A 14,664-nucleotide genomic window follows, 5' to 3' on the forward strand; every position below is an offset into this window, starting at 1 on the left:
GGTCGGTGGGGAGGTGGAGCTGTTCGGGGAGGCCCGCCAGCGCCTCGCGCCAGTAGGCGGTCTGTCCGGCGAAGGCGCTCGTGGCGTCGGACTCCTCGCCGAGGAGGTCGCGTTGCCAGAGCGTGTAGTCGGCATATTGGACGGGGAGTTGGGCCCAGTCGGGCGTCTCGCCCCGGGTGCGGGCCGCGTAGGCCGTCGCCAGGTCGCGGGAGAGGGGCCGGAGCGACCAGCCGTCGCCCGCGATGTGGTGCAGGAGGAGCAGCAGGACGTGTTCGTCGGGCGCGAGGGTGAACAGCTCGGCGCGCAGGGGGATTTCGGCGGCCAGGTCGAATCCGCGGCGCGCGGCGCGGGCCAGCGCCTCGGGGAGGCCGGCCTCGTCGGTGTCGGTGGCGATCAGGGTCGGGTGGGTGTCGGTCAGGATGTGCTGGTACGGGACGCCGTCCACGTCCGGGAAGACCGTCCGCAGGCTTTCATGACGGTCCGTCACATCGCCGAGGGAGAGGCCGAGTGCCTCCCGGTCGAGGGGGCCGGTCAGGCGCAGGGCGAGCGGCATGGCGTAGGTGGCGCTCGGGCCCTCCATGCGGTGCAGGAACCACAGGCGGCGCTGGGCGAACGACAACGGCAGGACGGCGGGGCGGAGTTGGCGGGTGAGTGCGGGGCGTGCCGTGTCCGCGTCGCCGAGGCGGGCGGCGAGGGCGGCCGGGGTGGGGGCCTCGAAGAGGGCGCGGAGTTCGGGTTCGACGCCGAGGGTGGCGCGGATGCGGGAGATCAGGCGGGTGGCGAGCAGGGAGTGGCCGCCGAGCGCGAAGAAGTCGTCGTCCGGGCCGACTCGGTCGACGCCGAGCACCTCGGTGAACAGCTCGCACAGCAGCTGTTCGCGTGCGCTGCGCGGGGCGCGGCCCGTCGCCTCGGGGGCGGGTGCGGGCAGGGCGGCGCGGTCGAGCTTGCCGTTGGGCGTCAATGGGAGGGCGTCCAGGGCGAGTACGGCCGAGGGGACCATGAAGTCCGGGAGCCTGTCGCGGAGATGGGCGAGGAGAGGTGCGGCGGGCACGGTCGCGGGCACGACGTAGGCGACGAGGCGGTCGTCCCGGACGAGGACCGCCGCCCGGGACACTCCGGGGTACGCGGTGAGGGCGGCCTCTACCTCGCCGGGTTCGATGCGGAAGCCCCGTACCTTGACCTGCTGGTCGGCGCGGCCGAGGAACTCCAGCTCGCCGTCGGTGCGGCGGCGGGCGAGGTCTCCGGTGCGGTACATGCGGGCGCCGGGCGGGCCGTACGGGTCGGCGACGAAGCGCTCCGCCGTCAGGGCGGGGCGGCCGAGGTAGCCGCGGGCCAGGCAGGTGCCGGACAGGTACAGCTCGCCGGGGACGCCGGGCGGGACCGGACGCAGCGCCAAGTCCAGGACGTGGGCGCGGACTTGGTCGATCGGGCGGCCGATCGGGACGGGGTGGGTGTCGTGTCCGGCGGGCAGCGCGTAGGCGGTCACCACGTGCGTTTCCGCCGGGCCGTAGTGGTTGTGGAGCCGCCGGTCCCGGAAGGCGTGCAGAGCGCCGACCCGCATGGCCTCGCCGGCCTGCACGATCAGCCGCAGGTCCGGAAGGTCCCTGCCCTGCTCCTCGGCCGCCTGCGCGACCGCCTCCAGCATCAAGGTCGGGGCGTACAGCTCCTCGACCCGGTGCCGCTCCAGCCAGTCCACGAACCGTTCGGCGCTGCGCCGTTCGTCGTCCGTGGGCACGACCAGCGTCTTGCCGTACAGCAGGGCGGACAAGGTCTCCTGGACGGCGACGTCGAAGCCTGCGGCGGTGAACTGCGCGACGCGCGTGCCGGGTTGGCCACCGAGGGTGGCATGGTGCCAGTGCAGGAGGTTCGCGAGCGCCTCGGCGGGCATGACGACCGCCTTGGGGCGGCCGGTCGAGCCGGAGGTGTAGATCACGTACGCCGGGTGCTGCGCGGCGTACGCCACCTCGGGCGCGGTGCCGAGGTGACCGGGGCCGGGGTCGACGGCTGCCGGGTCGTCGAAGACGAGGGCCGGACGGGCGTCGGCGAGCATGAACTCACGCCGGGCGGCGGGGTATTCGGGGTCGACGGGGAGGTAGGCGGCGCCCGCCTTCAGGACGGCGAGGGTCGCGACGACCGCTTCGACGCCTCGCGGCAGGGAGATCGCGACGATGTCCTCGGGGCAGATACCGCGTGAAGTCAGGGAGTGGGCGAGGCGGTTGGCGCGGGCTTCGAGGTCGGCGTAGGTGAGGGTGGTGTCCTCGAAGACGACGGCGGGGGCGTCGGGGAGTTCGGTGGCGCGGTGGGTGAAGAGGGCGGGCAGAGGGATGAACTCCCTGTGCTGGACGGCCACTTCAGGTGCGTATTCGTCGTCGAGCAGGACGTCGAACCGGCTCAGGGTCGACTCCGGTCCGGCGACGGCCGCTTGCAGCACCCGGACCCAGCGTGCCAGGAGCCGTTCCACCGCGTCCCTGTCGAACAGGTCGGCCGCGAACTCCACGTACCCGTGGACGCCCGCGCCTTCCCGCTCCAGCAGGTGGAACGACAGGTCGAACATGGCCGTGGGCGCGTGCACCGGCACGATCTCGGCCTGCACGCCCGGGAGTTCGAAGGTCCCGCCGGGTACGTTCTGGAGCGCCAGCAGGACTTGGAACAGCGGCTGCCGGGCCAGTGAGCGCGCCGGGTTGAGGGCCTCGACCAGGTGCTCGAACGGCAGCTCCTGGTGGTCGTAGGCGGCGAGGGCCGACTCCCGGACGCGGCCCAGGAGTTGGGTGAACGTCGGGTCGCCGGACGTGTCGGTGCGCAGGACGAGGGTGTTGACGAAGAAGCCCACCAGGTCGTCGAGCGCCTGGTCGGTGCGGCCCGCGATGAGGCTGCCGACAGGGATGTCGTCGCCCGCGCCGAGCTTGGTCAGCAGGGCGGCGAGCCCGGCCTGGAGCACCATGAAGAGGCTCGCGCCCTGACGGCGGCCGAGGTCGAGGAGCCCGGCGTGCAGCTCGGCGTCCAGCTCGACGCGGATCTGGCCCCCTCGGAAGGTGGGCGTGGCGGGCCTGGGCCGGTCGGTGGGGAGGTGGATCTGATCGGGGAGCCCGGCGAGGGCCTGCGTCCAGTAGGCAGCCTGGCGGGCGAAGAGGCTCTCCGAGTCCCCGGCGTCACCGAGGAGTTGCTCCTGCCAGAGCGTGTAGTCGCCGTACTGCACGGGCAGTTCGGCCCAGTCGGGGGCCCGGCCGGCGCAGCGTGCCGTGTACGCCGCCGCGAGGTCGCGGTTGATCGGGCCGAGGGACCAGCCGTCGCCCGCGATGTGGTGGACGGTGACGAGGAGGACGTGGACACCGGGCCCGTCGGTGAACAGGTCGGCGCGCAGGGGCGGTTGGGTCGCCAGGTCGAAGGGGCGGGCCAGGGAGGCGGCGAGGTCCACGCCTTCGGTGACCGGGAGGAGGGGGCGGTGCTCGGGCAGGACGTGCTGGTACGGGACGCCGTCGAGATCCGGGAAGACGGTACGCAGGCTCTCATGACGGGCCGTCAGATCAGCGAGGGCCGCTTCCAGGGCGGGGCGGTCGAGCGGGCCGGTCAGGCGCCAGGCCAACGGGATGTGGTAGGCCGCGCTGCCGCCGTCCAGGCGGTGCAGGAACCACAGCCGGCGCTGGGCCGACGACAGGGGCAGGCGTTCGGGCCGGGCGGCCGGGACGAGCGCCGGGCGGGCCTCACCCGCCGTACCGAGGCTCGCGGCGACCCCGGCGACGGACGGGGACTCGAAGAGCGCCCGCAGTTCGAGTTCCACGCCGAGCGCGGCGCGGACCCGGGCGACGAGCCGGGTGGCCAGTAGGGAGTGGCCGCCGAGGTCGAAGAAGTCGTCGTCCAGGCCGACTTGGGCGACGCCGAGCACCTCCGCGAACAGGTCGCACAGGAGCTGTTCGCGCGGGGTGCGCGGCGCGCGGCCCGACTCCGTCGGCGTGAGGTCGGGCGCGGGCAGGGCGGCGCGGTCGAGCTTCCCGTTGACGGTCAGCGGCAGGGCGTCCAGGTGCACGAACGCAGCCGGGACCATGTGCTCGGGGAGGCGCCCGCGCAGGTGGGCACGGAGGTCGTCCGCAGCCGCGTCACCCACGACGTACGCGACGAGCCGCGTGTCGTCGGCGCGGTCCTGCCGAGCGAGGACGGCGACCTGCGCGACCTCGGAGTGGGCGGCGAGCGCCGCCTCGATCTCGCCCAACTCGATGCGGAATCCCCGGACTTTGACCTGATCGTCAGCGCGTCCCGCGTACTCCAGCACCCCGTTCGCCCGCCGCCTGACCAGGTCACCGGTGCGGTACATCCGCGTGCCGGACCCGGCGAAGGGGTCGGCGACGAAACGCTCCGCGCTCAGCCCGGGCCGGTTCAGATACCCCCGGGCGAGCCCGGCCCCGGCCACGTACAACTCCCCCACCACGCCGGGCGGGACGAGCTTCAGATGCCGGTCCAGGACGTACGTCCGCAGGTCCGGGATCGCGGTGCCGATGACGCTGGACGGCTGCTCGGCGGAGGAGGCGTCGAGGGCTTCGAACGTGACGTGCACGGTCGTCTCGGTGATGCCGTACATGTTGACGAGCACCGGAGCGTCGTCCGCGTGATGGGCGTGCCAGTCCGCCAGGCGGGCGGGCTCCAGGGCCTCGCCGCCGAAGATCACATACCGCAGGGACAGACCAGCCGCATCAGAAGGCAGCTGGTAGAAGGCCGACGGGGTCTGGTTGAGGACCGTCACCCCCTCGGCGGCCAATAGCGCCGCGAACGCCTCGGGGTTGCGGGACACGTGATAGTCCACGACCACCAGCCGACCGCCGTGCAGCAGCGCGCCCCACAGCTCCCAGACGGAGAAGTCGAAGGCGTACGAGTGGAACAGCGTCCACACATCGTCCGGGCCGAACCCGAACCACTGGTCCGTAGCGCGGAACAACCGCACCACATTGCCGTGCGGAACGACCACGCCCTTGGGGCGACCGGTCGAGCCGGACGTGTAGATCACGTACGCCGGGTGATCCGGGGAGATCCGTACACCGGGGTCCGTGTCGGGATACCCCTCCCCCACCACGCCCAAGTCGTCCAGCACCAGCGCCGGTTGGGTGTCCTCGACCATGAACTCCCGGCGTGCGGCGGGGTAGTCGGGGTCGAGCGGCAGGTAGGCGGCACCGGACTTGAGGACACCGAGGACGGCCACGACGAGGTCCGCCGAGCGGGGCAGGGCGAGGGCGACGAAGTCTTCCGCCCCGACGCCCCGTTCGATCAGCCAGTGCGCCAAGCGGTTGGCACGGGCGTTGAGTTCGCCGTACGTCAGGCGGTCCGCGCCCGCGACGACGGCCAACGCGTCGGCGTGGTCCCGTGCTTGGGCCTCGAAGAGGGACACGAGGTCTCCGGCCGGTGCCGGGACCGGGGTGGGCAGGAGGGCGGTGCGTTCCTCGGGAGACAGGACGTCGATCTGGCTCAGCCGGAGCCGGGCGTCGGCGACTCCGCCCCGGAGGAGCCGGATCCAGCGGTCGACCATGCTCTGGACGGTGCCGGTGTCGTAGAGGTCGCCGGCGAACTCGACGAAGCCGTCGATGCCTTCGGGTTCTCCGTCGTCCGTGTGGCGTTCGGACATGGAGAAGATGAGGTCCAGCTTGGAGGTGGTGGTGGTGAGTTGGACGGTGCTGGTGGTCAGGCCGGGCGGGGCGAAGTCGGCCCGGGGCGCGTTCTGGAGGACCAGCATCACCTGGAACAGCGGGTGGTGGGAGAGCGAGCGGGCCGGGTTGAGGGCCTCGACGAGGTACTCGAAGGGCAGGTCCTGGTGGGCGTAGGCGGCGAGGGAGACGTCGCGGACGCGGGCGAGGAGGTCGGCGAAGGTGGGGTCGCCCGAGGTGTCGCCGCGCAGGACGAGGGTGTTGACGAAGTAGCCGATCAGGTCGTCGAGCGCCTGGTCGGTGCGGCCCGCGATGAGGGTGCCGACGGGGAGGTCCTCACCCGCGCCGAGCTTGTCGAGGAGCCCGGCGAGCCCGGCGTGCAGGACCATGAAGAGGCTGGTGCCGTGCGTGCGGGCCAACTCGCGGAGTTCGTGGTGGAGTTCGGCGTCGAGGCGGACCCTGACGAAGCCGCCCTGGTGGGAGGCGACGGCCGGGCGGGGCCGGTCCGTGGGGAGCTGGATCTGTTCGGGGAGCCCGGCGAGGGTCCGCGTCCAGTAGGCGGCCTGGCGGGCGAAGAGGCTCTCGGAGTCCTGCGCGTCGCCGAGGAGTTGATGCTGCCAGAGCGTGTAGTCGGCGTACTGGACGGGGAGTTCGGCCCAGACGGGCTCTTCGCCCCGGCAGCGGGCCGCGTACGCGTCGGCGAGGTTCTGGGCGAGCGGGCCGAGGGACCAGCCGTCGCCCGCGATGTGGTGGATCACCAGAAGTAAGACGTGTTCGCCCTCTGCGACCTCGAACAGCTGGGCGTAGAGGGGGAGTTCGACGGCCAGGTCGAAGGCGTACCGGAGGGACTCGGCGAGGACGGCGTCGAGCGTGTCCTCGGTGAGGTTCCCGCCCCGCAGCGGGAGTCGCGCCTCGTCCGGGTCCAGGATCCGCTGGTACGGGACGCCGTCGACCTGCGGGTAGACGGTCCGCAGGCTCTCGTGGCGTCCGACGACGTCGGCGAGCGCGGTCTCCAACGCCGCCCGGTTCAGGGGGCCTTGGAGCCTCCAGGCCAGCGGGATGTTGTAGTTGGCGCTCTCGCCCTCCAGTTGGTGCAGGAACCACAGGCGCCGCTGGGCGAACGACAGCGGGATCAGCTCGGGACGTGACGGCGAGGCGTCGAGGGCGAGGCGGGCCTGTCCGGCGGCGGCGAGGCTCGCGGCGAGACCGGCTGGGGTCGCGGCCTCGAACAGGGCGCGCAGTTCGAGTTCGACACCGAGGGTGACGCGGACCCGGGCGACGAGGCGGGTCGCGAGGAGTGAATGGCCGCCCAGGTCGAAGAAGTTGTCGTCCACGCCGGCCTCGGGGACACCGAGGATCTCCGCGAACAGCTCGCACAGGATCTGCTCCTGCGGGGTGCGCGGCGCCCGCCCGGAGCCGACGGCCCCGACCTGCGGTTCGGGCAGCGCACGCCGGTCCAGCTTGCCGTTCGCGGTCAGCGGCAGGGCGTCCAGCGCGACGAACGCGCTCGGCACCATGTACTCCGGGAGCCGCTCCCGCAGGTGCTGCCGCAGCGTCGCCGAGTGCGCGACCTTCCCGGGCGCGGGGACGACGTACGCGACGAGCCGCGTGTCGTCGGCGCGGTCCTGCCGGGCGAGGACGGCGACCTGCGCGACCTCGGGGTGCACGGCGAGGGCCGCCTCGATCTCTCCCAACTCGATCCGGAATCCCCGGACTTTGACCTGGTCGTCGGCGCGTCCGACGAACTCCAGGGTGCCGCGCGCGTTCCAGCGCACGACATCGCCGGAGCGGTACATCCGGGTTCCCGGCAGGCCGTACGGGTCGGCGACGAAACGCTCCGCCGACAGCCCCGGCCGCCGCAGATACCCACGCGCGAGCCCGGCCCCGGCGACGTACAACTCCCCTGCCACGCCCGGCGGTACGACCCGCAACCCGGCATCCAGCACATACGCCCGCAGGTCGGGAATCACCTCCCCGATCCGTCCCTTGCCGTCCCCGACCACCTCTTCTGTGAGCGGCAGCCCGGTCACATGGACGGTCGTCTCGGTGATCCCGTACATGTTCACGAGCATCGGCGCGTCCTGCGGGTACCGGCCGAACCACTCGACCACCGCGCCCGGATCCAGCGCCTCCCCGCCGAACACGACATACCGCAACGCCAACCGCCCCCGCAGCTCCGGCGCCGCCGCGTCCGCCCGCAACAACTCCCCGAACGCCGACGGCGTCTGGTTCACCACCGTCACCCGCTCGCGCACGAGCAGCCGCAAGAACTCCCCCGAGTCCCGGCTCACCTCGAACGGCACCACCACCAACGTCCCGCCATGCAGCAGCGCCCCCCACAGTTCCCACACCGAGAAGTCGAACGCGTACGAGTGGAAGAGCGTCCACACGTCCCCCGGCCCGAAGTCGAACCAGCGACGGGTGGCGGAGAGCAGCCGCACGACGTTGCTGTGGGGGATCGCGACGCCCTTGGGGCGGCCGGTGGAGCCGGAGGTGTAGATGACGTAGGCGGTGGTGGACGGGTGGCTGAGCCACTGGGCCGCCTGGGGCGGGGTGGCTGGCGGGGGAGTGGTCGAGTGGTTCAGCCACTGGTCCACGGGCGGTGCGGAGGCGGGCGAGTGGCTGGGCCACTCAGCCACTCGGGTGGGATCGGCCGTGGGTGTGGTGGATGAGTGGCTGAGCCACTGCTCCACCCCTGCCCCGCCTTCACTGGATGACTGGCTCAGCCACTCATCCACAGGCCACTCATCCACTGCTCCAACCCGCACCACCGGCACCTCGCACCCGGCCGGCACCTCCACCCCGTCCCCGGCGAGCACCAGTACCGGCCGCGAGTCGGCCAGCATGAACGCCAACCGTTCCGCCGGATACGCCGGGTCCATCGGCACGTACCCGGCGCCCGTCTTCAGCACCGCCAGGACCGCGACCACCAGCTCGGCGGAGCGCGGCAGGGCGAGGGCCACGAGCCGTTCGGGGCCGGCGCCGTGGGCGGTGAGGAGGGTGGCGAGGCGGTTGGAGTACGTGTCGAGGGCCGAGTATGTGAGGCGGGTGTCGTTGTAGACGACGGCCGTCGCGTCGGGGGTGCGGGCCGCCTGCTGGGCGAAGAGCTCGGGGAGCGTGGCGTCGGGCGGTTCGGGGGCGGCCGGTGTGGGCGGCAGCAGTTGTTCCCGTTCGCCGGGCAGCAGGGCCTCGATCTCGCCGACTCGCCGCGACACGTCACCGGCCAGCGCCGCGAGGACCACGGTGAAGCGGTCGAGGAGTCGGCGGGCGCCGGGCTCGTCGTAGGCGTCGGGGCGGTAGGAGAGGCGCAGGGCGAGGCGGCGGGCGGGGAGGACGGCGAGGGTGAGGGGGTAGTGGGTGGCGTCGCGGCCGGTCAACTGACGTACGGGGGAGTCGCTTTGGGCGCCGGGATGGTTCTCGAAGGCGAGCAGCGTGTCGAAGAGGTCGCCGACGTCGGCGACCCGGCGGATGTCGGCGAGCCCGAGATACTGGTGGGGCAGGAGTCCCGCCTGCCGCGACTGGAGCCCGGTGAGAAGGTCGGCGACGGTCGCATGCTCGTCCCAACGCACCCGCAGCGGCACGGTGTTGATGCAGAACCCGACCATCGAGGCGACGTTCCGCAGCTCGGGCGGGCGCACCGACACCGTCTGCCCGAACACCGCCTCGGACCGCCCCGTGAGCCGCCCGAGGAGTACGCCCCAGGCGCCCTGGACAAGGGTGTTGAGGGTGACACCGAGGGAACGGGCCGTGCGTTCGGCTTGGTTGGTGAGATCCTCGGGCAACTCGACGATCAACTCGTGCGGGAGCACGGGCGCTGTGGGGGCGCCGGGTGCGAGGTGGGTCGGCTCGTCGAGGTCGAACAGCTCGTCGTGCCAGGCCTGTTCGGCGGCCGGACGGTCCTGGCGGGCCAGCCACGCCACGTAGTCCCGGTAGGGCGGCACGGGTGCGAGCGCGGTCGGGTGTTCGCCCGCGTACAGGGCGGCGAACTCGCGGGTGAGGAGCTGCTTGGACCAACCGTCCAGCAGAATATGGTGGTTGGTGATGATCAGCCGGTGCAGCTCAGGGCCGAGCCGGACGAGCAGGTACCGCAGCAGCGGCGGCCTGGCGAGGTCGAAGCGCCGGGCGCGCTCCTCGTCGAGGAGGCGCTGCCAGGCGGCGTCCCGCTCGGAGTCGCCGTGCGAGGACAAGTCGGCCTCGGCCCAGGGGAGTTCGACGTCCGTGGGGACGATCTGTACCGGCGCTCCCGCCTCCCGGCGCCGGAAGCAGGCGCGCAGGTTGGGGTGCCGGTCGAGGAGCGCTTGACCGGCGGCGCGTATGGCGGCCGGGTCGACCTTGCCGGTCAACTCCAGTACCTGCTGGGCCGCATAGACGTCGGGACTGCCATCGTCGTCGTACAGGGCGTGGAAGAGCAGCCCTTCTTGCAGCGGCGACAGGGGCAGGACATCCGCGATTCCGGACCGGGTCACCGGGGTTACCTCCACTCGCTGCCGAACTCGGCTTCGAGTTCGTCGATCTCTGCTTGGGACAGGGACACCAGGGGCAGGTCGGACGGCGTGTGCCCGCCCGCCGCGCCGGTGCGGCTCAACTCGTCGAGCGCCACGCACCACAGATCGGCGAGCGCCTCGACCTCGGCCTCGGACCAGATGCCGGGCGCCCAGGACCACACGGCCCGCAGTCCGTCGTCATCGGCGACGACGGTGACCTCCAGGCCGTGCGCGACGGGGAATCGAGGATCGTGCGCGGCACCGAGCGCCAGATCGCTGGGGAGTTCGTCGGGGACGGACGCCCAGTCGTTCGTGGGGAGTTCGCGCGTCGCACGGCCCAGGTAATTGAACCCGACCTGAGACGCCGGGAGTTGAGCGAGTGCGGCGCCCCCCTCCGGGTGGAGGTGCCGCAGCACGCCGTACCCGATGCCGTGATCCGGTACGGCCCGCATCTGCTCCTTGACCGCCCGCAACACTCCTGCGGCGTCCGAGAGTTCGACGTCCGCGAGGTCGAGTCGGGCCGGTACGACGCTGGTGAACCAGCCGACCGTGCGCGACAGGTCGACGTCCTCGAACAGGTCCTCCCGGCCGTGCCGTTCGACGTCCACCAGCAGCGCCGGACGCTGGTCCCAGCGGGTGAACGCGAGGGCGAGAGCGGTGAGCAGCACGTCATCGGGACCGGCGCGGAAGGCGGCCGGGACCGTGGTGAGCAGGTCGTTGGCCGGCTCGGGCGGGATGATGCGGGTGAGGTGCCGGACGGTGCCGACGACGTCCCGTGCCGGGTCGGGGGAGCGGTCGTCGGACGCGGGGTGGTCCAACAGGCGTCGCCAGACGTCCAGTTCAGGAAGCCGTTTCTCCGCCTCGCCCTCCAGTAGACGCGCCCACTGTCGGAACGGTGTTCCCTTCGGCGGGAGTTGCTCTCCACGCCATGCTGCGGCGAGGTCGGCGCGGAGGATGCCCCAGGAGACGCCGTCCACGGCGAGATGGTGAACCGTGAGAAGGAGCCGCCCCTGCCGTCCGGGCCCGGCGTCGTACCAGACCGCCCGCACCAACTCGCCTTGTTCTGGCGCGAGTCGGTCGGTCTTGAGTTCCTCCGGGCTGGTGACCCGTTTCACCGCGACCCGCACGCTGCCCGGCGCGGGGATGCCGGTCGACCAATCGGCGCCGACCCGCATCCGCAGCACGTCATGGTGGTCGACGACGGCCTGGAGCGCGGCGGTGAGACTCCGCTCGTCGGCACCGACCGGCGTGACGAGCACCGTCGACTGGCTGAACTGACCTATGGGGCCCCCGCGTTCACGCAGCCGGTGCATCGCCGGAGTGAGCGGAACGGCTCCCGTCGCCGGCTCCTGAGCAGGCCCGCGCGAGGCGGCCGGACGGGAGGCGGCAAGCGCGGCGAGGGCCGCGACCGTACGGTGCTCGAACACGTCACGCGGGCTCAGCCGCAGCCCCGCGGCGAGCGCCCTGCTGACGAGGTCGATGGACGCGATGCTGTCCCCGCCGAGGTCGAAGAAACCGTCGTCCAGGCCGACGTCACGGCCCAGCACCTCGGCGAACAGGTCGCGCAGCACCCTCTCCGTCGCAGTGCGCGGCGCACGGTCACCGCCGCGCTCGACCACCGGCGCCGGAAGCGCGTCGCGGTCCAGCTTGCCGTTCGCCGTCATCGGCAGGGCGTCCAGCACCACGAACGCCTCGGGCACCATGTGCTCGGGCAGCCGCCGCGCCGCGTGCGCCCGTACGTCCGCCGCGTCCAGCCAGGCCGCGCCCACGAGATACCCCACCAACCGCCTTACGCCCGGCCGGTCTTCGCGCACGATGGCCGCTGCCTGCTCGACCCCGTCGTACGACGCGAGCGCGCCCTCGATCTCGCCGGGCTCGATCCTGAGCCCCCGGATCTTGAGCTGATCGTCCGACCGGCCGCGCAACTCCAGTGTCCCGTCGGCACGTTGGACCGCCAGATCGCCGGTGCGGTACATCCGGCTTCCCGGCGGACCGTACGGATCGGCGACGAAACGCTCGCCGGTGAGAGCGGGCCGGTTGTGGTAACCCCGCGCCACCTGGGCGCCACCCACGTACAACTCGCCCTCCACGCCTGCCGGGACAGGGTTCAGACGCCGATCCAGCACGTACGCCCGCGTGTTCCACATCGGCCGCCCCACCGGCACCGGACCCGACGGGAGTTCGTCGCCCGGCTCGATCCGGTGATCCGTACAGCCCACCGTGAGCTCCGTCGGCCCGTAGTGGTTGATCAGCCGCACCCCGGGATGCTCCCGGCGCCACGCCCGCAGCGCCTCACCCACCAGGGCCTCGCCGCCCAGCATGAACTCCTCGGCCGGAGAGATGTCGTGCGGCAGCACGGGGAGGAGGGCGAGGTGGCTCGGGGTGGCCTTGAGGAACGTCAACTGCCGGTCGCCCGCCTCGTGTACGGCCGCGATGTGCACCTGGCCGCCCGCCGCGAGCGCGCCGTGCAGCGTCGTCACCGTCGCGTCGAACGACATCGTCGCGTGCAGGAGCGACGTCCCCCTCAGGCTCGGATACTCCTCGACACAACGGACCACGTAGTTCGTGAGGTTGCGGTGCTCCACCACAACACCCTTGGGGCGACCGGTAGTTCCGGAGGTGTAGATCAGATAGGCGGCGTCGGCCGGACCAGGATCGGCCAACTCACCTTCCCCGCCCGTGGCGTCGGGGCTCACGACCGGGCAGCCGACGTCCATCCGGTCCCGCGAGATCACACACACCGGGTCCGCGTCCGCCAGCAAGTACGCCGTCCGCTCGGCCGGGTGCTCCGGGTCGAGCGGCAAGTAGGCCGCGCCCGCCTTGAGTACGGCCAGGACAGCCACCGCTATGTCGACGGAACGGGGAAGCGAGAAGGCGACGACGCGCCCCGGCCTGGCACCGGACGCGATCAGGGTGCGCGCCAAGTCGTTTGAGCATGCCGCAAGTTGGCGGTACGTCAGTTCTCGCTCGGCGTCTGTCACGGCTACCGCGTCAGGGCGCCGCGCGGCCTGCTCCTCGAACAAGCGCGGGAACGTCGTCTCCGGCACGTCCCGCCCGGTGTCGTTGAACTCCTCGACGATACGGCGGCGTTCGTCCATCCCCAGGATCTCCAGCGCCCCGATGGGGTGGTCCGGGGTGTCGACTGCCGCCCGCAGCAACCGTTCCAGCCGTACGACTAGGTCCTCGGCCGTGCGGCGGTCGAACAGGTCCGCGCTGTACTGGAGGAACCCCTCGATACCGGCCGGGGAACCGTCCGACGCCCTCAACTCGCCCAGGTTGAACGTGAGATCGACCTTCGTGGCACCCGTCTCCACCGCGATCGGCGTCGCCTGGAGACCCGGGAGCCGCAACTCCGGTTCGCTCGGCCGGAACGCCAGCATCACCTGGAACAGCGGATGCCGGGCCAGCGAACGCGGCGGCGCGAGCGCCTCGACCACCTGCTCGAACGGGAGATCCTGGTGCGCGTGCGCCGCGAGGCCGGTCTCCCGCACGCGTCCGAGCAGCTCCCGGAAACCGGGGTCGCCCGACGTGTCCGTCCGCAGCACCAGCGTGTTGAGGAAGCACCCGACCAGGTCGTCGAGCACCTCGTCCGCCCGCCCCGCGACCGGCGTCCCGATCGGGATGTCGGTCCCCGCACCGAGCCGGGTCAACAACGCGGCTAGCGCGGCCTGGACGACCATGAACGGAGTCGTCCCCGTCTCCCCGGCCAACTTCCTGATCCGCCTGTGCAGTTCAGGATCCAACCGCACGGCCACATCCCCACCCCGATGCGTCGCCCGAGCCGGCCTGGGCCGATCAACCGGCAACGCCAACTCATCAGGCACTCCAGCCAACGCCCGCGTCCAGTACTCGACCTGCGGCCCCACAACCTCCCCGTCCCCCAGCAACTCCTCCTGCCACGCCGCGAAGTCCCCGTACTGCACAGCCAACGGCGCCCACTCCGGCGCCCGCCCCGCCGACCTGGCCGCGTACGCGGTCGCGAGATCCCGCGCCAGCGGCTCCAGCGACTGCCCATCGGCCGCGATGTGATGCAGCACGAGCAACAGAACGTGCTCCTCGGGCCCGACCACGATCAGATGAGCCCGGATCGGCAAGTCCTCGCCCAGCCGGAACTCCTGAGCGGCAAGCGCGGAGAGGCGAGCGGAGAGAGTGGCGGAGAGGCCGAGTGGCTGAGCCACTGATCCAGCCGCCGCGCCGACTACCGCGCCAGCCCGGGTGGTCGACTGGCCCAGTGGCTGATCCACTGCGCCAGCGCTCTGCGGGGTGGCCTGGTGGCTGAGTGGCTCATCCACTTGCCCAGCCACCGCGCCGGCCGAGGTGGTCAACTGGCCGAGTGGTTCATCCACTGCACCGGCACCAGCATCGGCCGCGGCCCCGGACGCAGTGGCCTGGTGGCCGAGTGGCTCATCCACTCGTCCAGCCATCGCGCTGGCCGGGGTGGTCAACTGGCCGAGTGGTTCATCCACTGCACCGGCACCGGCACCGGCACCAGCACCCGCCGCCGTCCCAGCCCCAAACGCAGTGGCCTGATGGCCGAGTGGCTCATCCACTCG

General features: G+C 72.1%; 3 protein-coding genes. 1 reads left to right on the forward strand and 2 read right to left on the reverse strand.

Annotated features, from left to right (window positions below):
• Both AOK24_RS09090 and AOK24_RS09095 read right to left on the reverse strand, forming a co-directional pair.
• Positions 1-10,093: non-ribosomal peptide synthetase (locus tag AOK24_RS09090; RefSeq protein ID WP_159051828.1), on the reverse strand; the 10,093-nt coding region annotated here is incomplete at its 3' end.
• A 5-nt stretch (positions 10,094-10,098) separates the two neighbouring features.
• The gene (locus AOK24_RS09095) at positions 10,099-14,289 is read right to left on the reverse strand and encodes an amino acid adenylation domain-containing protein (RefSeq protein WP_240553753.1); all 4,191 of its coding nucleotides are present in this window, start codon (positions 14,287-14,289) and stop codon (positions 10,099-10,101) included.
• Between the two features lie 93 nt (positions 14,290-14,382).
• Here AOK24_RS09095 and AOK24_RS48405 point away from each other — a divergent pair.
• Positions 14,383-14,664, forward strand: a 282-nt coding sequence (locus AOK24_RS48405) for a hypothetical protein (protein WP_159051829.1), incomplete at its 3' end; no start/stop codon positions are given.

Origin of the sequence: Streptomyces niveiscabiei (assembly GCF_001419795.1) — a bacterium.
GTDB classification, from domain to species: domain Bacteria; phylum Actinomycetota; class Actinomycetes; order Streptomycetales; family Streptomycetaceae; genus Streptomyces; species Streptomyces niveiscabiei.